The following is a 26,484-nucleotide window of genomic DNA, read 5'->3' as shown; positions in this document are numbered from 1 at the left end:
TAAGCAGCGCAGTCGCAGGAAACCGGCAGAACCCGACGTCTCACCCCCTATCGGAGGCAACGTGGATTTCCTGAAGACGCTTCTCGAGCAGCAGCCCTTAATGACGTTGTTCCTTACCATCGCGGTAGGTTATTTCGTCGGCGAAATCAATATCAAAGGGTTTTCACTTGGCGTCGGCGCCGTGTTGTTCGTCGCACTCGCCGCCGGCTGGTTTGCGCCGAAGTCAGCGCCCGCGCCCATGATCGGCACGCTCGGCCTGTCGCTCTTCCTCTACACGGTCGGCGTGCAATACGGCAAACAGTTTTTTCTCGGACTGACCAGCGCAGCCGGCCGGCGTGCGAACATTCTCGCGTTGATCGGCGTGCTATGCGCGGGGGCAGCGAGCTTCGCGATTCAGAGAATCATGCACCTGAATCCGGGCTATGCACTCGGTCTCTTCTCCGGTTCGGGCACCAGCACGGCTGCGTTGCAGGCGGCCATTGCAAGCCTCGGCACCGAAGACGCAGCAGTCGGCTATTCGGTATCCTACCCATTTGGCGTCGCCGGTCCGATCCTGTTGCTCTATCTGGCATTCGCGATCCTCGCGCCGAAGATCAGAACGGCCTCCAGCACCGGCCTTGAAATCCTCGAAATCGCGCTGCGCAATCCTGTTTTCAGCGGCAAGACGCTCGGCGAGACGGTTGCCGCCCTACCCGCCAACGTACAGATCGTCGCGGTACGCAGCGCGCATCACAACGCGCCGGCCACGCCTGAACTCGTGCTGACCGAGAACGACGTCGTGCTCGCCGTCAGTCCGGAAAAAGATGCACTGGCCGAAGCTCGCAAGCGGCTTGGCGAAGCAGCCCCTGGACGGGTTCTGCGAGACCGTGGCGACCTCGACTATCTGCGCGTGTTCGCGTCGCGGGCGAATGTAGTGGGCCGCACACTCGGCGAACTGAAGATGCCCGACGGTTCGATCGTCGCGCATGTGCGGCGCGGCGACGCGGATGTCATGCCGAACCCCGATCTCATCCTCGAATACGGCGATCGTGTTGGCTTGTTGACACAGCGCGCGGCGTTTCCGGCATTGCGAACCTTCTTTGGCGATTCGATCAAGGGCACCGCCGAGTTCAGCTACATTTCGGTCGGTCTGGGGATGGCGCTGGGTTTTCTGGTCGGTGCGATCCAGATTCCGCTGCCGGGTCTGGGCAAGCTAGCGGTCGGTTTGTGCGGCGTGTTGATCGTGGCGCTCGTGTTAGGCAAACTGCGCCGAACCGGCAGCGTCAACTGGACGATGCCGCTGCCCGCGAACCTTGTGCTGCGCAACCTCGGGCTGACGATTTTTCTTGCGCAGGTCGGCATGGCATCGGGGCCGAAGTTCGCCGCAACTGTCTCGCAGACCGGCTTGCTGATGCTTGCGCTTGGTGCAATCGTGCTGCTCGCGCTGGCCGTGCCGGTTCTGATCCTCGGCCTCCTGGTGTACCGGCTGCCCTATGACGAAGTGGCGGGTATCGTCGCCGGCGCCTGTGGCAATCCGGCGATCCTTGCGTTCGCCAATAAGCTAACGGCCACCGACAAGCCGGACATCGGCTACGCGATGATCTTTCCGGCTATGACGATCGTGAAGATACTGTTTGTGGATGTTGCGGCGAGGTTGTGGTGAGAGGCTACGTTCATTGAGCGCGGCGTCTCAACCTGCAGGGAGGGTCGCCAGTTGCGCTCCAATCAGATTCGCGAGTTCAACGAGCCTCGCATTCGGACGAAAACGCTTCAGATACGCTAGTTTGTCAGTCGCCATTACTTACTCAGATCGTTTTCACTGATCGCCGACCTTGCCGCGCTTGTCGATGCTCAGCCTCGTTTCCGTTTCAACGGTGTCGAGCAGCGCGTCGACACCCCTCCACAACTCGCGTGATCGTCGTGGCGATACGCAACGAGTCAGGCTACGTCGCTGCCGTTTCCCTTACGTTCCCCTAAACGGTTCAGCGGCGGCCCTTTCCCCATCCAGCCATTTGCGCTCGTCCGCACAGTATCTTTAATCGTTGACGTCGATAGGTCTTTATGGATAATGGCTTGAAACAAGATGCTTTCGCTCCTTTCGGCCTGCGTTGACTCGACACGACTCACTTGAAACCCACCTCGCCCAATCAGACTTACCGGCTCGCTACGGGTTACGCATTCGGCCTATCCGATATCGGACTCGTGCGCCGCAACAACGAAGACAATTTCCTGGTTGACGACGCACTCGGTCTTGCCATCGTGTGCGACGGCATGGGCGGTCACGATGCCGGCGAGGTTGCGAGCACCGAGGCGCTGGCGCTGTTCCATCAGTTCATCGCAGAGGTCGATCCGCACGCGTTCCATCATGATCCGCGCGACGATCCTGATGCAACCTTGCCCGGCCGGTATTCGGCACAATCAGACGGTACCGCGCCGCAGGGCACGCATCCGGCTATTACTGTCGCAACGCGGGCAGTCGAACACGTCAACGATCAGCTCTACGCGATGAATCGCAGCGACATGCGCCCCGATGGCCGCGGCATGGGCACCACCATGACCGGTATCTGGCGCCAGCCTCAATCGGCGACCATGGTGGTGTTCCATGTCGGCGACAGCCGGCTCTATCGCTGGCGCGATAGCCGGATGCTGCAGATCACGAGCGACCAGACGCTCTATCAAAAGGCACTCGACGCCGGCATCACCGTCAATCTGCCCGGGCGTAACGAGTTGCTGCAAGCTATCGGTCCGTCGCCCATGGTCGAGCCTGAGGTGCACCGGCTCACGCCAAGGCCGGGCGATCTTTATCTGCTGTGCTCGGATGGTCTGCATGGCATGCTGAACGACCAGCAGATTGTCGACGTGTTGCGCAACGCCACGCCCGACACGCTGGCAACGTGCAGCCACCAGCTTGTCGAACTCGCCAAACAGCACGGCGGTAAGGACAACATCACGGTAGTGCTGGTCTGGTTCGACGCGTAGCGTCGGGACCACTCATTCCGCGCATTAACAGTCCCTGATCTGCATGGGAGCATGGGAAAGCGGACCATCCCTTCCCGTGCTGCTCACAAAACAGCCTGTTTCAACGCGCGGTGCCTCGGCATAAGATCGTCCAGCCCGAGGCTTCCCACCCGGCCCCCACCAGTGCACTGAACCGCCGCCCGGCAGGCAAGCCCTCGCATGCAAGCAGCACGGTTTCACCTGCCGTGCCGCCTTCGCTCCACCAGAAGCTGCACCCGGCCGCGCAGGTCACCACCAGATCGTTCATCAGCGTGTGCACGCCGTCGGCAAGTTCAGCGCCCGAGCACGAAGCCAGTGGGAGACACAACGCAGCCAGTTCGCCACGCACCGCACGCACGCCGGGCGCGGCCAGTTGCATGAGCGCCGCATCGAATGCATCGATCTGGAAGCGCTCGTCGAGCGTAGACCGTGCGAGCACGTCCAGGCGGCCGTACCACTCGCCACTCGCGCCAAGCCATTCGACGGGATCAATAGCCGCGTCGCAGCCCGCCACGATAGTCAGCGGAAAATAGCGCCCCACCCGATCGATGCCAGGCATCATCACGCCCGCCCAGGTTCGCTCTCCACACACGCCGCGTCCAAGCACAAAGCGCCACACCGGGCTCGTCAGATACGCGCCGAGCCAGTCGGCACCCAACTGCTGCCGGCTCGCGTGCAGCCCGCGCTGCAGCCAGTCGTCCCAGGGATCGAGAAAGGACGCGGGCAGGCGTCGCGACAGAAAATCCCCATGCGTAATGGCCTTGCCGAAAAACCCCGGTGTATCGAATCCCTCGCTCATAGCTTCGCCGGGCAGGTGAATTTGTTGAGCGCGTCGAGATTGAACGGATTCACCACACTGCTCGCGCGCAGCTCCAGCGCGACCTTGCGGCCGTCGAGGTCCAGTGTGAGGTTGTAGCGGTCGCGCTGCGCGGTCGGCTCCAGCACACCCTTGTCGATCATCCTGAACCATGCCCACGGGCCATCAGTAGAGTAACCGCTGCTGCCGCCCGCCCCTGGCGGCGCATAGTCGACCCGCACCGAACTCGACACCTTTCCGTTAGGCCACTGAAACGCGGTGGAACGCGTGGGACCATGTCCATACGTGAGCGTCTGCCCATCGATGTCGAGCGTGAATTGCGTCACGGCAGCATCCATCGTGACGGGCTTCAGCTCGAAGCGGGCCGAGGCCATCTTGCCGCCACCGGAAAAGAACGCATCGCGAATCTGCGCGGCGCGCTGGAACTGCGTGAGCACATCCTCGGGAATACCAAGCGACACATTGCCGAAAGGCCGCCAACTCCAGCGCGTCTTCGACATATCGACGTAGGGCATCAGGTTATGCTGGAAGAAATCGTCGATCAGACCGCCTGGCGCAAACACGCGGCCGAAGTCGTCCTGCGTCACCGCGTTGCTGGCGCTACGGACGAGCGGGTAGCGGCCGTCGATCGCCTGGTGGCAGAACGACGCGACGTTCGCCACCCACAGTGAACTCAGCCGCCCACGCTCGCTGCCGAGCGTCAGCGACGATCCCGCGTCCGCCACCCCCGCGAGCATGGCAGCAAGGGGCGCCGGCTTGCCTTCGGCGCCCTGCTTCAGCTTCATCAACGCATCCGAGGCCGGTGCGGGCGAGCCTTGGCGCTTCGCGGTATTGGCTGCATCGAGATAGACGAATACTTCGTTAAGCGACGCAAGTTGCGAATCGAGCGGCGAAGCGCCGCCCGCGCCGGTCGACGCGAGTTGATGCAGCGAATCGAAATGCAGATCCACGGGATTTTGCAACGTTGCCGCCGGCGCGGGCGCCGCATCGTCGGACGAGGCAAGCGCGTTCTCCAGCTTCTTCTTGACGCTGTCGAGCTTGCCTTTGGCGGTATCGATCAAGGTGGTCTGCTTGACGTCGCCGAGCGTGGTTTCCTTCGCCGCCACGCTCAGGAATTTCTTCAGCGGCGAGGTAGGCTGCGCGAGTACGTTCACCACGCGCGCGGCCTGGTCGAGATCGTGAAACGGCACGATGCCGACATCGGACAGAAACGCGTCCCAACGCCTGATGTAGTCGTCATAGTAAAGCTCGAGCACCTGCGCGTTCAGTTGCTCGACCGCCGCCGGGTCGGTGACTGCCTCGTCCTTGCCCAATATCCAGTTGTCCTTGACGACGTCGGCCACCGCCAGATCGCGGCGTGCAAGAAATTGCCGGTAGCCGTCGCGGGTAAAGAGGCCCGGCACGCCGCGTGTCATCGGCTCGCCGCTCTTGCGTACGAACACGATTGCCGCGTCGCGTCTGGCCGCGCTGGCCAGCGAAACCTCCGGCGAACTGGTGTGTTGCAGATTGCGCAGCAGCGACGCGTAGACCCGCTGTTGCAGCGGAATCCTGGCAAGCGCCTGGCGGGTCGAAGCGACCAGGTCGGCGTCGAGCGTGACCGGCCCGTCGTCCTGCAGATGGTCGAGCAGCGCCGTCATATGCGCCGACAGATCCTTGCGCTGGTCATCGGTAACATGCCCGGCGAGGTTGCGGTCCCAATCGTAATCCGCCCATGCACCCACCGATTCGGCATCGAAATGATTCGGGTCGCCCAGCATCAGATAGACCCGCAGCGTCTCGTACAGATACTGCGGGTTGTTCGCTTCGCCGCGCCGCAACTGTTCTTTCAGGCGGCCGACCACTCGCGGCAGCAGGGTCTGACGTAACAGACGCTGATACAGAGTCTGCGCGGCGGAGCCGAGTTTGTCGCCCTGATACAGACCGAGCGTCATCAGAAACGGCGCACCGCCGTTGCGATCCGCGTAGCCGCCGGGAATGTCACGCGCGGCGTCGAGCAGCGGCAACACGCTCAGCACGCCCGCATTCGGCACCAGATTGCGCGCCTGCGCATCGATCGCATCGACCTGTGACGCGACCTCGCGAACGTAGCTCCGGTTGCGCACGTAACTGGTCACGAGCCCCGCGCTCATCAGTACGATCAGCACGGCAGCCAGCACCCAGGCGCCGCGTTGCAGCCACGCACGGCGGCGCTCGACACGCAGGTCGGCACCGGCCAAACCCGATTCCTGGAACAGCACGTCGCGCAGAAGCCGCGTAATGAAATAGCTGCGGCCGCTCGCCGTATTCGCCACCAGCACCTGGCGATCGATGCCGAAGCTCGCCGCCAGCGCGCCCATCACGCGGTCGATCGGGCTGCCTTCCTGGGTGCCGCTGGTGAAATACACGCCGCGCAGCAGCGCGTTTTCCTCATAACGGCTCGACTGGAACACGTCGCCGAGAAAACTGCCCAGCAGGTCGCGCAACGACGTAAGCTGCTGCGGAAAACCATAAATCAACGCGCGCCGCCGGACATCCCGCTCCTGTTGCAAGCGCTCGAGGACGCGCGCCTGGAGGCGCGCTTCCAATGCGTCGAACTCAGCCGGGAACGTTGCCAGCAACTGGTCGATGTTCGCCGCGTCCGCCACCGGAAATGTCATGCCCCAGACACTTGCACGCTCCTCGCGCCCGAGGTCGTCGAAGAACTCCACAAAGCCCGCCATCAGATCGCACTTCGTGACCAGCACGTAGATCGGAAAGCGGATGCCGAGCCGTTCATGCAGTTCCTTGATTCGTTCGCGGATTGCCTGCGCCTGCGTCTTGCGATCGGCTTCGGATTGCCGCAACAGATCCGCGACCGAAACCGCGACGATCACGCCGTTGATCGGCCGGCGCCGCCGGTATTTCTTCAGCAGTTGCAGGAAGCCGGTCCATGCCGCCTTGTCGGCTTCGGAATCGCTGTCCTGGGTCGTGTAGCGGCCGGCCGTGTCGAGCAGCACCGCCTCGTCGGTGAACCACCAGTCGCAGTTGCGCGTACCGCCAATGCCGCGAATCGCTTCCTTGCCGAGCTTGTCGGCGAGCGGAAATTTCAGGCCCGAGTGGACCAGCGCAGTGGTCTTGCCCGCCCCCGGCGCACCGACGAACATGTACCACGGTGTCTGATACAGATACTGCCCGCCAAAGCGGCGGCCGCCGCGCGCCTGACGCAGAATTGCCAGCGCTTCCTGGAAGCGCTGGTTGAGCGCCGACACTTCGGCGGCCGAGCGCGTGTCACTGGCAGACGGCGCGGGCGATGCCGACGCCAAGGCCGGATCGGCGGCGGCAGGTTGCGCCGCCACGCTCTGCATCAGCTTCAGACTGGCGATCCGTCCAATCAGCCATTTACCGACAAAGAAGCCGGCCCACAGCACAAAGATAATCGCGATCAGCGTGATACGGCTCGACACCGATTCCAGCGGCGCGTTGCCGTTGAACGCGATCAACGGCCCGTCGAACCAGACGATCAACGCAAGCGCGAGCGCGCCGAACAACGCCAGCACCCAGGCGCGGGTCAGCCAGCTAAAGAGACGTTTCATGACAGATGACCTGGCAAAAGACAAAACGGAAACACAGTGGTAACCGCGGCGATCACGGCGTACCCGACGTAAAGACGGTCACATCCACGCGCCGGTTGCGCGCACGGTTCGCGGCGCTGTCATTGGGCACCAGCGGCTCGGTGTCGCCACGCCCCTCGGCGGCGAAACGCTCGGGCATGCCGGTGCGCGCGGCCAGCACCTGCCTGACCGCTTCGGCCCGGGCTTGCGACAAATGCCAGTTCGACGGGAAGCGCGCCGACACGATGCGCTGGTCATCCGTATGCCCCGCCACCACGACGCGGCCCGGCACAGTTTTCAGCGCGTCGCCGATACGATCGAGCAGCGGATAGAAGCTGCGTGACACATCCGCGCTGCCGGAGCCAAACATGCCGTCGCCATGCAGCGTGACCGTCGACTTGCCGGGCGTCTCCACGACGCTGACCAGTCCCTGGCTGATCTCAGGCGCGAGAAACGCAGCGAGGCGCGGCTTCACAGGTTCGAGCGCGACCGCGGCCTTAGGCGCGGCGGCAGGCGCGGCTACCGCCGTCTTCACGCCGTGCAATGCGGCGAATACCGGATCGGACGCGCGGTTCAAGCTGATCGAGAACGCCAGTTGCAGCGCCATCAGGATCAAGCCGGTAAGCGCGGCGAGCACCCACATCGGCAGCATCCGCATCAGCGGATTGCGCTTGTCCACGACACCTTGCCAATGCGGCGACAGATCGCGTTCGAGCGGACCGCGCCGCTCGCGGATCATCGCCAGCAGCCGCTCGCGCAACACGTCGAGTTGTGCGCGGCCGCCTTCGATCAGGCGGTAGCGCCCTTCCATGCCGAGCGCGAGACACACGTACATCAGTTCGAGTACCTCGAGGTTGGCGCGCGGGTCCTGCGCGAGCCGTTGCAGGATCATGAAAAATTTCTCGCCGCCCGACGCCTCGTTGTGGAACAGGATCAGCAGGCTGCGCCCCGACCAGGCCCCACCCCCGCCCCACGGCGTGCTCGACACGGTTTCGTCGAGAAAGGTGCACAACGCGTAGCGCGCCGCCGACAATGTTTCGACACTGAGGTTCGCCGCACGGGCTTCGCTCTCGAACTGGCGCACGCCGTCGACGAGACGGCGGCGCAGATCTTCGAGATCGGAATGGGTCGACATGTGGCGCAGCGGCACGATCAGATCGAGCAGCGGATTAGCCGCGCGCAACAGCGGGTTGAGTCCGCTCGTCGGGATCGGGCCGGACGTAGGCGTGTCAGCCGGTCTGGATGCCGCCATGGGTGACTGGGTTGGCGGCGGGGACGCCGGCACGCCGCCTGACGCGCCGGGCGTTGCGCCCTTGCCTCCCGGACGCGGCACCAGGAAGGTCGCGTCCTGATCCGCAGCGAAGTCGTCTCGACTCATGATCGGCTATCTCCTGATGGCCCAGAACGTCAGTTGCAGCCCCGGAAACTCGCCCGCCACATGCATTGCGAAACCGGCCGAGGTGGGCAACAGCTTCCACAGTTCGTTGCTGCGGTCGAGTTCGAAGTACGTGAAGCCGGCGTGGAACGGCAACTGCCGTGGCGCGACCGGCAGCGCGCGCAAGGCGATGCCGGGAAGCTGCAAATTGACGAGGTCGCGGATCTTTTCTACCGGCCCGATCTTGACCTGTTGCGCGAAGCTGTTGCGCACGGTTTCGGCCGGCATCTGCGCGTTGACCGCGAGCACGAACATCGCCGACTTGTAGAGTTCGATGTCGGGCACCACCGCGACATGCACGCCGAACTTGCGGGCGTCGAGCGGAATCGGCACGACGGCGGAATCCATCACCATGCTCAAGGACTGCCGCAGATCGGCAATCACCGGCATGAAGGTTTCGGCGAGGCGGTCATGGCGGTACACCGGGTATTGCGCGGTGCGCTTGTTTGCCTGCGAGAAGGTGGCCAACTCGCCGGCCAGCGCCACCGCAACACGGAACAGTTCTTCCGGGTGCAAGCCAGTCATGGTCGCCAGATGAGCGATCAGCGGCTCGGCACGATTGACGAGTTGCAGCAGCAGAAAGTCCTGAATCTCGGCGGCGCCGCCTGTGCCCGGCGCGCTCAGGCGGCTCGCGAGCGCCTCGCCGCGCTGGCGCAACAGTCCGGTGAATTCGTCGGCGAATGCGGCGAGTCGTGGCGCCACCCGGAAGTCGAGACACGGCGGCGCATAGTCGGAATCGAGCACGACGCGGTTGTCCGCGCGCCGTTCGATCACACGCGCGACGCCCAGGCATGCATGCGCATTCACCACTTCGGATTCGAACGCGAGTCTCAGGCGCAGCTTGCCGATCTGCAGCAGCGCCGCGCCGGTGCCGTCCGAGTTGCTGTCGTTCACTTCGTATTCAAGCGTGCCGTAGCGCGCGAAACTATCGGTGGACGGCGCGGCTGTGGCCTCCGGAATGCCGGGCCGGCGCACCGGCAGCGCGAGCACGACGAGCGCGTTGCGTGCGTCATCGGGAATGTCGATGCCCGGCGGCGGGGCATCGTCGGCTGAGAGCGCGAACGGCGTGCCGTCCGGCAGCACGCCCGCGCATTCGAGAATCGCCAGCTTGCCGAGCGCGAGTTGCGCGTCGTCGAGCCTGAGCGCGGTGAAGCCCCAGCCATACGGCCGCAGGCCGGCCGCTCGCGATTCGACCAATGCGTGCAGGTAACGGTCGTGTTGCTGGAGATGCTGCGGCTGCAGAAACATCCCCTCGGACCAGATGACTTTGTTGTTCCAGGACATCGCGTGTGCTAACTCCGGTGATGCTTCGATTCATCAATTCGTCTGCCTGGCTGACGCGTTCGGGACTGTCATTACCCGCCTGCCGACAGCCGATGTGCGCTGTTCACTCTACGAATGGGGCGCGCCGCCTTGACTTGCCGCTACCGCAGGCGCTGCCCCTGGCGCGATCGCAACGCCCAGTGCCTCGAGCCGGACCTCGACTCGTTTCACCTCGGCCGGCCATACGTCGATCACCGCCCGCCAGCTCGCCGAGTCAACGTCGCGATACGCGGCCAGCACGGCGACCTGGCGAAGCTCCTTCGCGCGCTCCAGCACCGCCGTGCGGCTCGTGCCGGGTTCGATCAGAAGGTCCTCGCGCGCCAGCAGATCGGCGCCGAGCAACGCACTGTCGTGATCGAACAGCGCAAAGAAATCGGCATTGGCGAACTTGCTCGCCGACTTCAACTGGTAAAGCCGCACGGCAAGCGGTGAGGGCCGGCCGGTGATGTCCGGATTCAGTTCGACGCTGGCCTTCAGCGTGACGTCGATAAGCTGCGGTTGCGGCGTAGCCGGGACCGGTGGAGGCGGCGGAGGTTTGGCTTTGCCGATCAAAGGCAGTTTGTCCATCATCCCGCAGCCGGCCAGCAGCGAGCCAGCCGCGCCGAGAACCAGCAGGCGGCGCATATGACCGGCGGCCCGTGGCCGCGCAGCGGGTACGCTCTCGCACGGTATCGCCAGCGAGCGGTGGCACAGATCCAGCGGAGAACGAGTTTTCATTTCGAGCGGATGCGTCCGATCTGGTCTTCATAAGCGCTTGCGAAACGTTCGCCGAACAGGCGCTGGAAGTCGTCGTCGGCCTCGCGCACCATCTCGTCGTACATTTCGACCTGGCGGTCCCACATGCGCGCCTTGCGGTTGCCGCCGAGCATCTTGTCCATCACGCTCGGCGCCGAGATACGCTTCTCGATCGCCGCCGGATCGAAACGCTTGAGCACGTCGAGCAGCGCCGCGCGCATGCCGGCCACCATCGCGAGTTCGTGCGCCTTGATGTCGTCGAACGAGGCCCAGATTGCCTTGAGCGGCGGCAGGTAGCCCACCCCACGGCCCGATAGCATCTGCATCAGCGCGCTATCCACATCCGGGAAAAATTTCAGCGGATTGTTGTCGCGCACGCCGATCACCGTCATGTCGATGCGAATTTCCTTCTTGGTCAACGCACGCGCCATCAGCACGTCGATGGTGCCGCCCAGCGATTCGCGCAGCATCTGGCCGACCAGTTCAGCGAGGTCCACCGCGCTGCGCGAGCCGAGCGGCAGATCGGGCACGCCGAGACCCTTGAGGAGCGCTTGCAGGATGGCGTCCTGGCTCGGCGGGGACGCGGGGGCAGGAACAGCAGCTGCCGCGGTAGTGCGGATTGGCGGGGTCGGCTGGGCTGCGTGCGCAAACCCGGGCGGCTGAGACGGCACTTCTGCGAGCCGCGCATCGGGCATCGGCCCGGCCGGCTCCGCTCGCGCAATTACGGGCGGCGTATCCACCCGGGCATTCTGCGAGTTCGCCGATAGCGAATCCGCCCGGTCATCATGCACAGGCGGCAACGGCGCAGCCGGAAGCGGCGCCGGGCGGCCGAGAATCGTGAACTCCGGCAGCAGCACCGGCGCCGGCGCGGCCACGGGCGCTTCACTCATTGGCGGCGCATGCCGCGGCGCAGCCGTCACCGCGTCATGACCCGCGCGATCACCTCGACCACCATGCCCCAGATCGGCGAACGGATCGTAGTCCGTAGGAATGCCCATCGACGCACCGGTAAACGGCAACGACTCCGGCGCCGCCTGCGTGCCCATCGAGCCGCTGTAGCCCGGTGTCCGTTCGAGCAACGGGCGTTCGAACAACGCATCGGCCAGCGGCCCCGCGTGCGAGTTCAGCGCTCCATTGAGTCCAAGCGGATCGTCCGCCGGCCCGCTGCCGATCTGCAACGCCTCGAGTCCCGCCGGCACCGCCAGCGGATCGGGCAAGGGCACACCACCGCCCGCACCGAGCAGATCGTCGAGACCGTTGGGAACGGCCGTTGAAGACGGCGCCGCCATAACCGCCGGCGCCTCGGCCTGCACCACCACGCTCAACAGATACTCGCCTATTGCAAGATCGTCGCCATGCGTCAGACGGGCCTGTCGCGAGCCGCCCAACGGTCTTCCGTTCAACACGCTAGGATTGCTGCCCACGTCCTGAATCAGAAAGTTGCCGTCCCGAAACTCGATGCGGGCATGCGCGCGCGAAATCAGTTTGTCCGGGTCGGGCAAGACCAGGTCGTTGTCGGTTGAACGGCCGATCGTGCCGCCGTCCACTCCGAACTTCCTTTCGATCGCCTCGGGCGCCGCCGCGTTGCGATAGTGTTCGACGCGAAGGATCAGGAACATGACGGATTACCTCGTACCATCGTCGGCCTCCGTGGGCGCCTCGGGCGCCTGCGGCGAAGCCGCCTGCGCGGAACCTCCGCTGTTCGCCCCGCCGCCGTTGATATTGACCATCGCCGAGCCGACGATAGCGACGGTCGGGCCCGAGATCGAGATACTCTCGCCCGCGAGTACGATCGTGCTGCCGCCGACTTTCAAGGTCAGCATCTGGTCCGCTTCCAGCGTGATATTCATGGCCTTGAGATCGATCCGGCCATCCGCGCTCAACGCGATGTTGCCACCCGACTTGTGCTGGGTATCGCCCGTCACGTCGAACGAAAGCGTCCCGCCGATCTTGCCGTTGTGCGCGCCGACTACCGTGTCGTGCCGGTCGCCCGCCACCTTGGCGTAGTGATTGCCGGCGATCGAAAGATGGCGGTCCTTGCCCACCGATTCGAGCGAGTCGTTCTTGACGGTGTTGTCCTGGTTGCGGCCCGCGAAGAGAAACAGTTGCTCACTGCCGCCCTTGTCGTCGAAGCGCAGTTCGCTGTAGGTCTCGCCACCTTTGAACGAATCGCTCCTGATCGCCGAGCGCGTGGCGTTGTCGGGCAGCGCGTAAGGCGGCATCATGCCCGCGTTGTAGACACTGCCCGTCACCAGCGGCCGGTCGGGATCGCCGTCGAGAAACTCGACGACCACCTCCTGTCCGACACGCGGCAGAAACAGCGCACCCCAACGCTTGCCGGCGAACGACTGCGCAACGCGCACCCAGCATGAACTGTCGCCGTCGCTGACGCCGGAGCGATCCCAGTGAAAGCGCACCTTGACGCGGCCGTACTGGTCTGTCCAGATTTCCTGATCGTTATTGCCGGTCACGAACGCGGTCTGCGGGCCACGTATCGAGGGCCTCGGCGTCGTAAGCGGCGTGCGAAAGGCATGCGTGCTGTCGAGTGCGTCGAACCTGCAGGAAAACTGCAGGCCTTCCGCCGCACCGCCGGCCGACTCGTAGCCGCCGTATGAAATTGCGTAGCGTGCGCCGGTCACGAGATAGCTGGTGTTCTGATCCGCTCGCGGATGGTCGTGCAGATCGAACAGTCCACCCGGCGTGATCGCGCATACGTTCGAGCGGCCACTGGCGCGCTGCGCCTGCGCTTCGACCGCTTCCATGCGCGTGCGCACCACGGTCTCGGCGGCGGCCCCGGTCAGAAAACCACCCGGATAATCGAACCGCGCCGCGGAGGCGTTCTCAAAGTCCGATTGCAACGTGGCCTGCGCCAGCGGAATACTGGCCTCGCGACTGGTCGCCATTTCGAAGTTGAAATCCGCCGCGCTCTGTTCGTGCGTTTGCAGCGCGCCCTGCAACGTCCACTCGTCGATGCATTCCATGCCCCGTGTACCGCTCGCACCACCGGACAGATAACGGATCGATCCGGCGTCCTCGAGTGCGTTGTGCGCCGCGTACGAATCGGCGAGCACGAGCGTGTGGCTCGAAGCATCCTGACGGAAGAAATAGTAGATGCCGGCCGACTCCATCAGGCGGCTCACGAAGGCAAAGTCCGTCTCACGGTATTGCACGCAATACGGCAGCGCCTCGTACGTGTTCGAAAGCGATGCGTCGAAACTCGCCGGATAGTCGTTGAACACGTCCTTGATGATCTCGACGACCGTCTTGTTCTGAAACACCCGGCAGTTGTGCGCGCGCGTGAGAAACCATAGCCAATGGTGCAGCGTCGCCTGATAAGTCGCGAAACGGCCGCGCCAGCCGGTGTGCGCGAACTCGGTCACGTAGCCGTGAAAATACCGCGGGTTGCCGCCCGGCCGGTCGATGCGCACGCCCACCGGCTGCCCGAGAATGTCGTGCAGCACGATCGAGCCGCTCTCGCTCAGCAGGTCGAGCCGGTATTCACTGAGCCGGCCGAGTTCGTCGTCGCCGTTCATGCCGGCAAACAGCAGTGCATCGTCGCCGAGCGGGCTCGATACGGCGCACGGGCGGTTCTTCTGAGTGGTCATCGGGGTGGTCGCCAAGGTCGCCACGTGTCAGCCTCTAAGGAATCATCGTTTTGACAGTGCCCGGCGCGACGAAGCTGACCGCGCCGCCCCAGGTGCACAGACAGTTCGACGTGTTGTCGAGGGCCGGAAAATTGCCGATCGTCACCGTCGGCGCACCGGGTGTCCACGGCGACACCGTCGCGGGCACGCAAGGCATCGGCGTCAGCACGCCGAGCGCGGCCGCCGTCGCGGCGGCGACAGTCGGGTTCGCGAGCGAGTTGCACATGCCGAACGGCATGATGTTCACAAGCGGAATGTGGTCCATGATGTTCGCGGCGGGCGGCCCCTCCGCGAACACCTTGTTGGTGGGCAACACGACGAGGCTCGACGGCGCCGCGCCGAACGAGCACTTCAGGGTCGCGCCCATCGAGACCTGGCTAGCCATGGCAGCGTCGCTCCTCAATCGAAGGCATAACTGAACTCGCCGTTCGACACGGTGATATGCGCGCGCCGCACCGGCTTGCCGTCCATCAGCCGCGTCAGGAATTCGCCGCTGATCGCGGGCAGCAGACTGTTGGTCAGGATCGCGTCGATCATCCGGCCACCGCTTTCGAGCTCCGTGCAGCGGCTCGCGATCAGCCGGACCACTTCGTCGTCGTAGGTGAACGGCACCTTGTGGCTTTGTGCGACGCGCCGCGCGATACGTCCGAGTTGCAGGCGGATGATCGCGCCGATCATCTCGTCGTTCAGCGGGTAGTACGGGATCGTGACGAGGCGGCCCAGCAGCGCGGGCGGGAATACTTTCAGCAGCGGTTCTCGCAAGGCCTTGGCGATGCCTTCGGCGTCGGGCATCAATTCCGGGTCCTTGCACAGGCTCGTGATCAGATCGGTGCCGGCGTTGGTCGTCAACAGGATCAGCGTGTTCTTGAAGTCGATCACGCGGCCTTCGCCATCTTCCATCCAACCCTTGTCGAAGACCTGGAAGAAGATTTCGTGCACGTCCGGATGGGCCTTTTCCACTTCGTCGAGCAGCACGATGCTGTAAGGGCGGCGACGCACCGCTTCGGTCAGCACGCCACCTTCGCCGTAGCCCACGTAGCCCGGCGGCGCCCCCTTGAGCGACGACACGGTATGCGCTTCCTGGTACTCGCTCATGTTGATCGTGATGACATTCTGTTCGCCGCCGTACAACGCTTCGGCGAGTGCCAGCGCGGTCTCGGTCTTGCCCACGCCCGAGGTGCCGGCCAGCATGAACACGCCAATCGGCTTGCCTGGATTGTCGAGACCCGCGCGCGAGGTCTGGATGCGTCTGGCGATCATGTCGAGCGCATGACGCTGGCCGATAATCCGCTGTGACAGGGTATCGGCGAGCTTCAGTACATTCTCGATTTCGTTCTTCACCATCCGGCCGACCGGAATGCCGGTCCAGTCCTGCACCACCGATGCGACCGCCTGGTGATCGACGGTCGGCAAAATCAGCGGGGTCTCGCCCTGGTGCGCGGCGAGTTGTGCCTGCAAATCTTTCAGTTGTGCGAGCCATGCCTCGGCGCTGCCGGTATCGGCCGCGCCTTCGACCTTGCCGGTCGCATCGCGCAACTTGCCGCGCAGTTCGAGGATGCTGTCCACCAGCGTCTTTTCCGTTTGCCAGCGCGCATCGAGCTCGGCAAGCCGCGCACGTTCGCCGACAAGCTTCTGCGTCGCGAGCGTTTCGCGCTCAAGCGTATCGACACCGACCGCCGTTTCGCGGCCAATGATCGCCAATTCCGTTTCGAGCGCGGCGATGCGCTTTCTGGCATCGTCGATCGCGGCGGGCGTGGCGTGCTGGCTCACGGCGACGCGTGCGCAGGTGGTATCGAGCAGGCTCACGGCCTTGTCCGGCAATTGGCGCGCCGGAATGTAGCGATGCGACAGTTTGACGGCTGCATCGAGTGCCTCGTCGAGAATCTGCACGCGATGGTGTGTCTCCAGCGACGAAGCAATGCCGCGCATCATCAGCAGCGCTTTTTCCTCCGACGGCTCCGGCACCTGCACGACCTGGAAGCGGCGCGTGAGCGCCGGGTCCTTCTCGATGTGTTTCTTGTATTCGGCCCAGGTGGTCGCCGCAACGGTGCGCAACGTGCCGCGCGCGAGCGCCGGCTTGAGCAGGTTGGCGGCGTCGCCCGTGCCCGCCGCACCGCCCGCGCCTACCAGCGTATGCGCTTCGTCGATGAACAGGATCACCGGTTTCTCGGAGGCCTGCACTTCTTCGATCACTTGCCTGAGGCGGTTCTCGAACTCCCCTTTCATACTCGCGCCCGCTTGCAGCAGACCGACGTCGAGCGTGAGCAGACGCACATCGCGCAACTGCGGCGGCACGTCGCCCGCCACGATGCGCTGCGCGAATCCTTCGACCACCGCCGTCTTGCCGACACCGGCCTCGCCGGTGAGGATCGGATTGTTCTGGCGCCGCCGCATCAGAATGTCGATCACCTGACGAATTTCCTCGTCGCGTCCGACGATCGGATCGAGCTTGCCGCTTCTCGCCTGTTCGGTCAGATCCAGCGTAAAGCGTTTCAATGCTTCACCCTTGCCGAGCGCTGCGGGAGCGAGCGCACCGCTGGCCTCGCCAGGGGCTGCCGCACCCATCTGGAAATTGTCGGTAGGCGCGAGGTTCGCCTCCGGCGAGCCACCGGCGATTTCGTTGAATGCATCGGCAAGCGTCTCGCTCTTGACCTTCTCGAACTGACGCGAGATCGCATATAGCGAATGACGCAAACCCGGCGTTTTCAGCAAGCCGACCATGATGTAGCCCGTGCGCACCTGCGATTCGCCGAACATCAGCGTGCCGTACACCCACGCGCGCTCAACGGCCTCCTCGACTTGCGACGACAGATCGGTAACCGAGGTCGAGCCGCGCGGCATGCGGTCGAGCGTCGCCGTCAGATCGCGCGCGAGCACGGCGGTGTCGAGGTCGAAGTGACGAATGATGCGATGCAGGTCGGAGTCCTGCAGTTGCAGGATCTGATGAATCCAGTGAGCAAGCTCCACGTAGGGATTGCCACGCAGCTTGCAGAACACCGTACTGCTTTCTATCGCCCGGTAAGCGAGCCCGTTCAACTTTCCGAACAGCGCGACGCGACTGATCTCAGCCATGAATGTCCTCTAGAGCGTATGGGTGCCCACGTTTAACGAAATGTTCTTTCTCCGACACAGAAGACTTGTCGCCTCAGGATCGCGAAGGAACCGGATAGAACAGCAACTGGTCGGCATCGCGCGTTCGTTCGCGCTTGCCGACCCAGGTCGTATAGCCGAGCCGCGCGGCGCGCCCGAGCCGCAACGGCGGCACGTGCTCCTTCCTGAGCACGAGCCGTAGATCCCAGGCGAGCGCGTCGCCCGCGTACTGTCGAACCCAGTCGATCAGACGCGCGAGGTTCGTCCCGCCGGGCAATAGCGTGGCGAACTGCTCGAAGTCGAGTGGACCGATGCGCAAACGGAACTTGTGCTGAACATTCCATACCGCGCTGCCCAACACGGTGCTCACGCCCAGCCGCTCGGCGCTCACGCCCGTCTTCAGACGCGTGCGCTCGTCGGCCGGCAGCCGCAGCCAATGCCCGATGAAAGGCTCGACCCGTACCGGCACCTGGAAGAAATCGGCGAGCAGCGCGGCCAGCCCTTCGGCATTGCGGCGCTGATCGGCAAGACGCCCGGCATAGTGGAGCTTGGCGACGCCGGGCAGCGTCGAGCGATGTTGCAGCGACGGCATGCCGAGTCCGACAAGCGAGGCGACATAGGTCGCGAAACGGTCGGCTTCGGGACGGTCGAGACTGACCGCGGGCTGTGCGTTGGCCCACGCGCAATAGAACAGCGACAGCATGCGATGGTGAAATACGTCGAGAAAGCGCGCCAGAGTAGGATCGGCCGAATTGCGCAGACGGTCGCGGATGTACTCGGTCAGATGCAAGGGCAACGGTCCGTTCGGCCCGCTCAGGCCGAGAAAGTTGACCTCCATGCGCGGCGGTTTCTCGCCACGCCATTCAAGCTTCTCGATCATCGCCGGCTCGAAGGCGAGCGTCACTGCCTGAGCCAGCCGCACCGGATCGTCAGCGGCGCGCTGCGAGCGGCCGAAACGCGGGTTGTCCGGATACGCGGCCTCGATCAGGCGCAGGGCCGCGTAGAAATCGAAGCGCCGTGGTTCACCGGCAAGTGGCGCGAGGAGCGCTACAGGATCTCGCATCGCCCACTCCTCGCCGGCCATTTCATGATGTCGCCGCGCGTGGCCGAACGCACGACGGTCTCGGTGAAGGTATTGAGCGATGTGTATTTGGCAAAGAACTGTTCGAGCACGCTGCCGAACAGAAAAATGCCCGCGCCTTCGAAGGCGCTTTCGTCCATCGTCACGGTGACCTGCAAGCCTCGTCCGTAAGCGATATGCCCCGGCGCGGGAATGCGCCGCACGACCGGCTGCGACGACACCGAACGCACCCCTTCGATCTGCCGATGCCCAACCGTGTCGGCAACCCCCACGTACAGGCGCAGCAGATCGCGCAGCGCCGAAGCGCCCTCCTTCTCGCCTTGATCGAGCAAGGACAGATAGTTCAACGACAGATGGCTGACTACGCGCCACGCCACTTCCCCTTCCGCATAGGAGGGCGCCGGTGCGGTGGGGCCGGCCACGCAGCGCACGGACTGCACGGGCGCGCTTGCCTCCAGCGTGAAATCGGTCTTGCCGAGACCCAACGGCATTGACAGCGGCAGATCGCGATTGGTGCACAACAGTTCGGCGCCGAGCTGGCGCAAATCGCTGCGGTAAGGCGCTTCCAACGGGTCGACCAACGAAACGAACATCTCGCTGCCGATGTAACTCGAACGCGGCCCCTGGCGGCGCTGACGCTCGGACAGCACGCGGCGCGCGCGGCGCACCTGGTAGTACGCGCCCGCCTCACGCTCGTTCATCAGATCGTTGGCCGCATAGAACGGCCGGAAGACCTGCTGCTCATCCTTGCCGCTGCCGTACCCGGTGACGGACAGCACCTGATGGATTTCGAAATCCATTGGCCGCGTGCGGTCGGGAATGAGGTGAAACTCGGCGTGCTGTTTCGTCAGGTGAATGCGATCCGATCGCTTCGGAAACAGATTGATCGCGGGGGTGCAGAACAGGCTGAATGTCTCTGTGCCGACGCCGCCTTCGAGCGACGCTTGCAAGCGGTCGAACAGGATCACCAGATCGAGTTCGTTATCCGCGCATCGGCTGACGCTGCGTGCAAGGCCGCCGAGTTCGACGAACTGGTAACGCTGCGGAAACGCGAAATACTCGTGCAGCAGCCGGTAGCCGTGGAACGAACGCGGTCCGTGCGGCAGCAAGGCTTCTTCTGCCGCGAATCCCACGCGGCCAATCTGCGTCCGGTCGATCACCTCGTGCCATAGCGCGTTACCGTTGGCGTTGGTCCTGGCCGGCATCGCCACCAATGCCAGCGCATGGCCGAAGATCTGCTCATACAACTGCGCGGGCAGCGCATCGCTGCCGCGTAGATGCAGCGTCAGGCGGTCGAGCGACAGTTCGTTGAACGCAAGGCCGGCGGTGGTCCGCAAACGCAATCGCAGGGCCGCACGCACGCTGCCGAGTCGCGAAAAATCGAGCCCGGCAATCTCACCGGCATGCGCGAAATACTGCGCGTGAGCGATTTCGAGCGGCCACAGGGTGGTCTCGTGCGCAGTGCGGTATTCGCACGGCGTCTGATCGTTCTTGCCGAGAATGCTTTTCAGCACGGTGCCGCGCGGCAGCGTGAAACCGGAGGCGAGGCTGCCTTCGGCCAGGTCCGGCGCGAACTGCACCACCGCCATCGACGGTGTAGGCGCCAGATAATGCGGATAGACCAGTTCCAGCAAGTGTTCGGTGAAGCGCGGAAACTCGGCGTCGATTTTCATCTGCACGCGCGCGGCGAGAAAGCTGAAGCCTTCCAGCAAGCGCTCGACGTACGGATCGGCGCACGCGAAACTTTCGAGTCCGAGGCGCCCGGCGATCTTCGGAAACTCGCGGGCGAATTCGCCGCCGGTCTCGCGCAGATGCTGGAGTTCGCGCTCGTAGTAGCGCAGCAGGCGCGTGTCCATCAGGAAAACACCGCGTCGAAATCGGTTACGCGGATCTCGCCCATCTCCAGGTCGAGCTCGGTCTTCAGAAACAGGCGCTCGGGCACGGGCTGTCCCCACAGTTCGCCTTCGAGTTCGAAAATGAGCTGGTTATGTGAGCTTTTGTCGAACGCAATCGGCCGCACCTGCACCGTGTTGCGCAAGATGCGCGGCTCGAAGTCCCAGATGGCCTGACGCATACGGCGCGCGACGCCTTCGATGTCGATACCCGAAGCGGTCTGCCCGGAAAAATCGGGCATGCCATAGTTGACGACCGATTGCGCCGCGAGTGGAAATGCGTCGAGGTCTTGCAGGATGCCGATACCGTTGGAATTGAAAAGCCACGCGAGATCGCGCAGCACCGCCTGCCGCAGCGTGCGCATCGACAGCACGCGGCGTTCGCGCGACTCCTGTGCGTTGTCCGGTTCTTCGTCGGTCAGCCGGTCGAGCAGCGACGGCTGAAGACGCTCCTTGGCGGTCAGTTCGGCCATGGTCGCCTCACTGCAGCAGCGCTGCGGGCGCGGCGTCGAGCAGAATTTCGCGCACGTCCATCAGCGAGTGCTCGCCTATGTCGGTTGCAAAGACGCGCTGCCCCACACCGACAAACACACCCTCGTGGGGCTCATGCCATTCGGTGCGGCGCGCGAGTGTCAGCGCGTCGTTAGCCGCGGCAAGTGTGCCGTCGTAACGGGTCGGCACAAAGGCGACGCTCTCGCCGCCGCTCGCAAAAGTCACCTGGGCGGGCATCCACACGGTGTCGCGCAAATCCGCCGGGGCGTCAAAAGCAATGCGGGTCAGCCGGTGAAACGGGACCCAGTAATAGTGGCCGTTGACGATCATCTCCACCAACGGCCCGAGGCGCGCGTCCGCATCGGCAATCCATTCGAACGGTTCGCCGTCGAGCGTGCCGCTACTGGCCGGCGCCATCTCGAGCGCCTCCGCGCGAATGTGTGCGGCCTCGGCGAAGGCGCCGTCGGCATCGCGCTTCAGTGCTTCGAGCATCAGCGCGATCCACGCTTCTGGTTGGCCGAAGATGACCGGCGTACGCCGTCCCGCGAACACCTCCGCCCGCAATGCCTCGCAGCGCAGCGCCTCGCGGTAGCTTTGCACCATCGCCAGCGCACCGGCATCCAGCTCGCCGCATACGGCAAGCTGCGTATTCGCGCGCTCCCACTGACCAAGCACAGCAAGTAGCTGAAACAGGAATACGCGGCTTTTCGGATCGGCCGGATTGGCGCGCACTTCCTGCGTCAGCGCGGCGAGTGCGTCGTCGAGCCGGCCGTTTCGCAACAGATCCTGAGTCGTCATGGCGTATCTCTGAAGTTCTCCAGCACGCGGCGCGCGCGCCGCGGCATGAAGAACAGTGAAGGTCGGTGGGGCCGAACAGCGGCAATCAGTACGACGCCTTGTTCGTGCTCAGGTCCCACTTCTTCGGCGTGCCGGTCTTCACCGTGGCGCCGTCGAACTGGTCGTACTGGAACGATATCTTCGCGAAGTTCAACGAGAACGATTCGGACGGCCGGTCGCCGCCGCTCGACAACGAATAGGCACTGACGATCGCCTCCTCGAGTTCGATCTTCAGATACACCTGGTCGGTCTTGTCCGCGCCGCCCGTCTGGATGAAGTGAATTTCCGCCTTGCCTAGCGACTTGCCATAGGTCGCCTGGGCGAACAGGTCGGCCGACGCGATATCGGTCGGCTTTGAAAAGGTCACCTCCGAGAACGACGGATTGCTCGTATCGCGATCGGTCGCGCCGTCGCTGCTCGTGGAGATGGCGCGACCGACACCCAGTTGCATGGAGTTGACGGCGATCCAGTCGGTATGGCCTTCGACCTTGGAGGTGCCTTTGATCTGCGTTGCGAAGTTCAGGAGAATCATTTTTTTCCTCTTGATGAGTGAGCAACAACCCGATGGACACCGGGCTGCCGAAGCTTGCTGATCCGATTACTTCTTGGCCGACGGCAGCTTCGAGACGAGCCGCAACGACACGGTCAGTCCTTCGAGCTGGTAATGCGGGCGCAGGAAAAACTTCGCGCCGTAATAACCCGGATTGCCTTCGACTTCTTCCACCACGACTTCCGCACCGGCGAGCGGTTTGCGCGCCTTGTCGGCCTCGGTCGCGGTGGCCGGATTGTTTTCCACGTACTGGCCGATCCAGTTGTTCAACCAGATCTGCATGTCGCTGCGTTCCTTGAACGAGCCGATCTTGTCGCGCACGATGCACTTCAGGTAATGCGCGAAGCGGCAGGTCGCGAACAGGTACGGCAGGCGCGCCGCGAGATTCGCATTGGCGGTCGCGTCGGCATCCTCGTATTCGGCGGGACGCTGCAACGATTGCGCGCCGATAAAGGCGGCGAAGTCCGTGTTTTTCTTGTGAATGAGCGGCATGAAGCCGTTCTTCGCCAGTTCAGCTTCGCGACGGTCGCTGATCGCGATCTCGGTCGGACAGGTCATGTCGACACCGCCGTCGTCCGACGGAAACGCGTGCACCGGCAAGCCTTCGATAGCGCCACCCGACTCGATGCCGCGAATCTGCGAGCACCAGCCATAGGTCTTGAATGAGCGGTTGATGTTGACGGCCATCGCATACGCCGCGTTCGACCATGTGTAGTTCTTCGGATCGCCGCTCGTCTCTTCCTCGAAATCGAATTCCTCGACGGGATTCGTATTCGCGCCGTACGGTGCACGCGACAGAAAACGCGGCATTGTCAGACCGACATAGCGTGCGTCCTCCGAATCGCGGAACGAACGCCATGCCGCATGCTCGGGCGTCTGAAAGATCTTGGTCAGATCGCGTGGATTGGCGAGCTCCTGCCACGAGTCCATCAGCATCACCGCCGGATCGGCGGCGCTAATGAACGGCGCGTGAGCCGCGGCCGCGATCTTCGCCATCGAACTTAGCAAGTCGACATCGGGCGCGCTGTTGTCGAAGTAATAATCGGCGACGAGGGCGCCGAACGGTTCACCGCCGAACTGACCGTATTCTTCTTCGTAGATTTTCTTGAACACCGGGCTTTGATCCCACGCGGTGCCTTTGTATTTCTTGAGCGTCTTGCCCAGTTCATTCTTCGAAACGTTGAAGACGCGGATCTTCAGCATCTCGTCGGTTTCGGTGTTGTTCACCAGATAATGCAGGCCGCGCCAGGCGCTTTCGAGTGCCTGGAATTCTTCGTTATGCAGGATCTGATGAATCTGCTCGGTGAGCTTCCTGTCGATCTGGGCAATCAATGCGCCGACGGTGGCAAGCACGTCGTTCGACACGAGATGCGTGCCCGCGAGCGCCTGCACGGCGAGTGTCTTGACGGCCTCTTCGACGGCTTCTTTCGCCTTGTCGGTTTTCGGCTTGAATTCCTTCTGCAGCAGGCTCGCGAACTCGCTGAGCTCAACGGTCTCGCCGCCTGGCGACGCTTGTGATTCGGTACTGGTCTCGGCCATGTGAAACTCCGTCGGTAGCGATTGAGGTTATTCCTGCGGCTTCGGTGCCGAGGTGAGCGCCTGCATCAGCGCCGGCTGCTCGAGCAGTTGCGCGATCAGCGTTTCCGCGCCGGTCTTGCCGTCCATGTAGGTCAGAAGGTTCGCGAGTTGCGAGCGCGCTTCGAGCAACTGGTTGAGCGAACCGACCTTGCGGGCGATCGCCGCCGGCGAAAAATCGTCCATGCTCTCGAAGGTCATATCGACCGAGAGATTGCCTTCGCCCGTGAGCGTGTTCGGCACCTGGATCGCCACCCGCGGCTTGGTTGCCTTCATGCGCTCGTCGAAGTTGTCGACGTCGATCTCGAGAAACTTGCGATCGGCAACCGGCGCGAGCGGGTCCGCCGGTTTGCCGGACAGATCGGCGAGCACGCCCATGACAAACGGGATCTGCACTTTCTTCTGCGATCCGTACACCTCGACGTCATACTCGATCTGGACGCGCGGCGCCCGGTTTCGAGCGATGAATTTCTGACTGCTTTCCTTGGCCACGATGACTCTCCGCTTACGAAGGGGTTGCTGGGATTACTCCGACTGAATGCCGCCCACCTGGCGGACGGATGCCATGCTTTCCGGCGCGAGCTCGGCGACGATTTCCAGGAAGCTCATCGTCACGAGGCGCCGCGCGCGCAGCAGCATCAGCGGCACGGGGCTCGACGGTTCGTGGCGCTCGTAGTACGCGCAGAGTTTGTCGAGCAGGCGCGTGACGTCGTCGCGGCCGGTGATTTCGTCTTTGCGCGCCGCAGCGTCCGCGCCGGATTGAGCGGCGTCGCTGTCTGCGTGGTTCGGGTCGGCTGCGTCGCCCGCATCGGCCGTCTCAGCCGCTTCTGCCGGCGCACGGCGCTGCAACCGCTGGGCCGTGAAATCGCGGGCGCGTTTGAGCAGCCGGGCGAGTTCGGTGAGGTCGATGGCGCGTGCGGCGCCGACCCGCGCGGTGAGCTGCGACTCGATATGTTCGATGCGTGTGCAGGATTCCTCGAGCACGGCCGCCGATTGCTGCAGCACGCTGAGATCGACGTTCAGGAAGATCCCTTCGATCAGCGTCATGGTCGGCGCTTCCTCGCCTTCCGGAGCTGCCATTTCGCCGTTGGCGATTTCGATGTCGCGCAGGCTGACGCGTCCCGCGACACCGGCATCGATAAGAGGCGCAGCCTTCAGCGTGCGCAGAACGGTGGTGGGGTCGATCAGGGCAGCGAGCGCGTTGACGCGCATCGTCGGATCGTTGCCGTCGTCCGGGTCGAGTTGCGGATGCACGTGCTCCCAGTTCGCGTCGAGCAAACGGTCCAGCACGACGAGACCCTGTGTGAACCCGGCGACGCCCTCGGTTTCGAGCAGCGCGCGGGTCAGATGGATGGCGATGCGCAGATCGCGCGTGCGGGTGAAGAGTGCGAGGCAGGCCTTGCGGATTGCCTTCCAGTCAGGCGGTTCGCCCGCAATGACGGTCGCGCCGAATTGGGCCTCTTCCTTGCCCTTGGCGAGTTCTTCGAGCTCGAGAAAAGCCGCGTCGTATTCCAGGTCGCTGCCGCATGGCGCGTCCACGGATAACTCGGTCAGGATTGCATCGGCATCGAACACGTTCACCCCTTTTTCTGATTGCGGGGTGAATTATTGAGATGGTGCGTTTCCCAAACGTTTCCGTGGTGAAGTCAGGCGCCTCTGCTGGGAAAGACGGAGGGGAAACGCACGCTAACCAGGTCTCAACCAGCTTGCTTGCGGCGTATTCGCGGTACTCGCCGCCCGCAGAGGCATTGCGGGCGGCGAGCGTTCCGACCGGACCTCAGGATGCGCCCTGGAAGGAGGACGACGCCCGCAATCTCATTGGAGCTTGGACATTTCGATAGCCACGCTCACGTCGTTAAATCCCTCGCCGTGCATGATTGCCATACCGCTGGCAGCGCCTTGCTGAACACCAAAAGCATTGAGCGCGCGATTCCAATTAGTTGCGGGATTACCTCCGTACAAGTGCCGGTAATTCAACTGGATGTTGAAGCGCCACTGCCCATTTCCCAGCCCGTTCGTCTGCAAATCGATCAGGCGCGTCATGCAAGCCGGCACATGGTTCGCTTTGAGCTCTGGCATAAGGGATGTGCAAGGGCTTCGATTCAAAATGATCAACAGATCATAGGTTCCATGAGCTATCGTGCCATTTGTTGTCTGTGCAACGAGAGCGGCAATAAGGTTATCTTCCGCATGCCCGTTGCCGTTGCTTTGAAATTTCCCTAGATCGAGAGTTTGCTGAGTCCCCCGGCTATACAGTTCGGCTACACAATAGGTGGTTTGAGCTATCCATTCGTTGTCGCTAAGGTTTTGCATAGAACACTCCTGGTTGACGAGGTCACGGCGTGGCCAATATCGCCGTGGATAATCGGCGCCTGCGCGCCAGTCTCTGCTTACGATGACTTTTGATCCGCTAACCATTTGAATCTGCTCAGTCTCTGCGCCGCTTGATATCGCACGTTCCTGTGCAT

General features: G+C 63.5%; 20 protein-coding genes. 2 read left to right on the top strand and 18 right to left on the bottom strand.

The window, feature by feature from the left end:
* The first annotated feature begins 61 nt into the window (after positions 1-61).
* Together AC57B6_RS28340 and AC57B6_RS28335 are read left to right on the top strand one after the other, a co-directional pair.
* Complete coding sequence (locus tag AC57B6_RS28340; protein WP_496422559.1) at positions 62-1,642, top strand: aspartate:alanine exchanger family transporter; 1,581 nt, start codon at positions 62-64, stop codon at positions 1,640-1,642.
* A 464-nt stretch (positions 1,643-2,106) separates the two neighbouring features.
* Complete coding sequence (locus AC57B6_RS28335) at positions 2,107-2,958, top strand: PP2C family protein-serine/threonine phosphatase (protein WP_281663353.1); 852 nt, start codon at positions 2,107-2,109, stop codon at positions 2,956-2,958.
* Positions 2,959-3,058: 100 nt separating this feature from the next.
* Here AC57B6_RS28335 and tagF read toward each other — a convergent pair whose 3' ends face one another.
* The 18 genes from tagF to AC57B6_RS28245 form a co-directional block, all read right to left on the bottom strand.
* On the bottom strand, positions 3,059-3,775 hold the full coding sequence (tagF, locus tag AC57B6_RS28330; RefSeq protein WP_144194237.1) for a type VI secretion system-associated protein TagF: 717 nt from the start codon (positions 3,773-3,775) through the stop codon (positions 3,059-3,061).
* A complete protein-coding gene (gene tssM, locus AC57B6_RS28325) occupies positions 3,772-7,344 on the bottom strand; it encodes a type VI secretion system membrane subunit TssM (RefSeq protein WP_496422558.1) in 3,573 nt (1,190 codons plus the stop codon). Before tssM ends, tagF begins: the two co-directional genes overlap by 4 nt.
* A 52-nt stretch (positions 7,345-7,396) precedes the next feature.
* Complete coding sequence (locus AC57B6_RS28320; RefSeq protein ID WP_178369475.1) at positions 7,397-8,740, bottom strand: DotU family type VI secretion system protein; 1,344 nt, start codon at positions 8,738-8,740, stop codon at positions 7,397-7,399.
* Between the two features lie 6 nt (positions 8,741-8,746).
* The gene (gene tssK, locus AC57B6_RS28315; protein WP_496422557.1) at positions 8,747-10,081 is read right to left on the bottom strand and encodes a type VI secretion system baseplate subunit TssK; all 1,335 of its coding nucleotides are present in this window, start codon (positions 10,079-10,081) and stop codon (positions 8,747-8,749) included.
* 108 nt (positions 10,082-10,189) lie between these two features.
* The gene (tssJ, locus tag AC57B6_RS28310) at positions 10,190-10,837 is read right to left on the bottom strand and encodes a type VI secretion system lipoprotein TssJ (protein ID WP_178369474.1); all 648 of its coding nucleotides are present in this window, start codon (positions 10,835-10,837) and stop codon (positions 10,190-10,192) included.
* The gene (tagH, locus tag AC57B6_RS28305) at positions 10,834-12,474 is read right to left on the bottom strand and encodes a type VI secretion system-associated FHA domain protein TagH (protein ID WP_252888242.1); all 1,641 of its coding nucleotides are present in this window, start codon (positions 12,472-12,474) and stop codon (positions 10,834-10,836) included. Before tagH ends, tssJ begins: the two co-directional genes overlap by 4 nt.
* A 6-nt stretch (positions 12,475-12,480) precedes the next feature.
* Positions 12,481-14,460, bottom strand: coding sequence for a type VI secretion system Vgr family protein (locus AC57B6_RS28300; protein ID WP_046568348.1), 1,980 nt, complete (start codon positions 14,458-14,460; stop codon positions 12,481-12,483).
* Between the two features lie 34 nt (positions 14,461-14,494).
* Positions 14,495-14,884, bottom strand: a complete 390-nt coding sequence (locus tag AC57B6_RS28295; RefSeq protein ID WP_028200220.1) for a DUF4280 domain-containing protein — start codon at positions 14,882-14,884, stop codon at positions 14,495-14,497.
* Between the two features lie 14 nt (positions 14,885-14,898).
* Positions 14,899-17,571, bottom strand: coding sequence for a type VI secretion system ATPase TssH (gene tssH / locus AC57B6_RS28290; RefSeq protein WP_028200219.1), 2,673 nt, complete (start codon positions 17,569-17,571; stop codon positions 14,899-14,901).
* 73 nt (positions 17,572-17,644) lie between these two features.
* The gene (gene tssG, locus AC57B6_RS28285; protein WP_496422556.1) at positions 17,645-18,652 is read right to left on the bottom strand and encodes a type VI secretion system baseplate subunit TssG; all 1,008 of its coding nucleotides are present in this window, start codon (positions 18,650-18,652) and stop codon (positions 17,645-17,647) included.
* Complete coding sequence (tssF, locus tag AC57B6_RS28280) at positions 18,637-20,526, bottom strand: type VI secretion system baseplate subunit TssF (protein WP_028200217.1); 1,890 nt, start codon at positions 20,524-20,526, stop codon at positions 18,637-18,639. Before tssF ends, tssG begins: the two co-directional genes overlap by 16 nt.
* Positions 20,526-21,035, bottom strand: a complete 510-nt coding sequence (tssE, locus tag AC57B6_RS28275) for a type VI secretion system baseplate subunit TssE (RefSeq protein WP_030101581.1) — start codon at positions 21,033-21,035, stop codon at positions 20,526-20,528. The genes tssF and tssE overlap by 1 nt, the downstream gene beginning before the upstream one ends.
* A 7-nt stretch (positions 21,036-21,042) precedes the next feature.
* Positions 21,043-21,852, bottom strand: coding sequence for a type VI secretion system accessory protein TagJ (locus AC57B6_RS28270; protein ID WP_474632197.1), 810 nt, complete (start codon positions 21,850-21,852; stop codon positions 21,043-21,045).
* An 85-nt stretch (positions 21,853-21,937) separates the two neighbouring features.
* Entirely contained in the window at positions 21,938-22,423 is a 486-nt protein-coding gene (locus AC57B6_RS28265; RefSeq protein ID WP_030101579.1) for an Hcp family type VI secretion system effector, read from the bottom strand.
* Between the two features lie 66 nt (positions 22,424-22,489).
* Positions 22,490-23,980 carry a type VI secretion system contractile sheath large subunit gene (gene tssC / locus AC57B6_RS28260; RefSeq protein ID WP_028200213.1) on the bottom strand — a complete coding sequence of 497 codons (1,491 nt, stop codon included), beginning with the start codon at positions 23,978-23,980 and terminating at the stop codon, positions 22,490-22,492.
* 27 nt (positions 23,981-24,007) lie between these two features.
* Positions 24,008-24,511, bottom strand: a complete 504-nt coding sequence (tssB, locus tag AC57B6_RS28255; RefSeq protein WP_200898847.1) for a type VI secretion system contractile sheath small subunit — start codon at positions 24,509-24,511, stop codon at positions 24,008-24,010.
* A 30-nt stretch (positions 24,512-24,541) separates the two neighbouring features.
* Positions 24,542-25,597 (bottom strand): type VI secretion system protein TssA, encoded by a 1,056-nt coding sequence (gene tssA, locus AC57B6_RS28250; RefSeq protein ID WP_496422555.1) that lies wholly within the window; start codon positions 25,595-25,597, stop codon positions 24,542-24,544.
* A 234-nt stretch (positions 25,598-25,831) separates the two neighbouring features.
* On the bottom strand, positions 25,832-26,329 hold the full coding sequence (locus tag AC57B6_RS28245; RefSeq protein ID WP_106351546.1) for a hypothetical protein: 498 nt from the start codon (positions 26,327-26,329) through the stop codon (positions 25,832-25,834).
* Positions 26,330-26,484 lie beyond the last annotated feature (155 nt).

The organism is Paraburkholderia sp. BGA-UO-ETr-F12 (assembly GCF_059567945.1).
This window is presented reverse-complemented; position numbering and strand designations above follow the sequence as displayed.

Bases quoted from the DNA above. Each gene is read 5' to 3' on its own strand.
- tssM (WP_496422558.1), bottom strand. From the start codon at position 7,344: ATGAAACGTCTCTTTAGCTGGCTGACCCGCGCCTGGGTGCTGGCGTTG.
- tssG (WP_496422556.1), bottom strand. From the start codon at position 18,652: ATGCGAGATCCTGTAGCGCTCCTCGCGCCACTTGCCGGTGAACCACGG.
- AC57B6_RS28270 (WP_474632197.1), bottom strand. From the start codon at position 21,852: ATGACGACTCAGGATCTGTTGCGAAACGGCCGGCTCGACGACGCACTC.
- AC57B6_RS28320 (WP_178369475.1), bottom strand. From the start codon at position 8,740: ATGAGTCGAGACGACTTCGCTGCGGATCAGGACGCGACCTTCCTGGTG.
- tagH (WP_252888242.1), bottom strand. From the start codon at position 12,474: ATGTTCCTGATCCTTCGCGTCGAACACTATCGCAACGCGGCGGCGCCC.
- tssJ (WP_178369474.1), bottom strand. From the start codon at position 10,837: ATGAAAACTCGTTCTCCGCTGGATCTGTGCCACCGCTCGCTGGCGATA.
- tssK (WP_496422557.1), bottom strand. From the start codon at position 10,081: ATGTCCTGGAACAACAAAGTCATCTGGTCCGAGGGGATGTTTCTGCAG.
- tagF (WP_144194237.1), bottom strand. From the start codon at position 3,775: ATGAGCGAGGGATTCGATACACCGGGGTTTTTCGGCAAGGCCATTACG.
- tssF (WP_028200217.1), bottom strand. From the start codon at position 20,526: ATGGACACGCGCCTGCTGCGCTACTACGAGCGCGAACTCCAGCATCTG.
- tssH (WP_028200219.1), bottom strand. From the start codon at position 17,571: ATGGCTGAGATCAGTCGCGTCGCGCTGTTCGGAAAGTTGAACGGGCTC.
- AC57B6_RS28300 (WP_046568348.1), bottom strand. From the start codon at position 14,460: ATGACCACTCAGAAGAACCGCCCGTGCGCCGTATCGAGCCCGCTCGGC.
- tssE (WP_030101581.1), bottom strand. From the start codon at position 21,035: ATGGCCGAACTGACCGCCAAGGAGCGTCTTCAGCCGTCGCTGCTCGAC.
- tssC (WP_028200213.1), bottom strand. From the start codon at position 23,980: ATGGCCGAGACCAGTACCGAATCACAAGCGTCGCCAGGCGGCGAGACC.
- AC57B6_RS28245 (WP_106351546.1), bottom strand. From the start codon at position 26,329: ATGCAAAACCTTAGCGACAACGAATGGATAGCTCAAACCACCTATTGT.
- AC57B6_RS28265 (WP_030101579.1), bottom strand. From the start codon at position 22,423: ATGATTCTCCTGAACTTCGCAACGCAGATCAAAGGCACCTCCAAGGTC.
- AC57B6_RS28295 (WP_028200220.1), bottom strand. From the start codon at position 14,884: ATGGCTAGCCAGGTCTCGATGGGCGCGACCCTGAAGTGCTCGTTCGGC.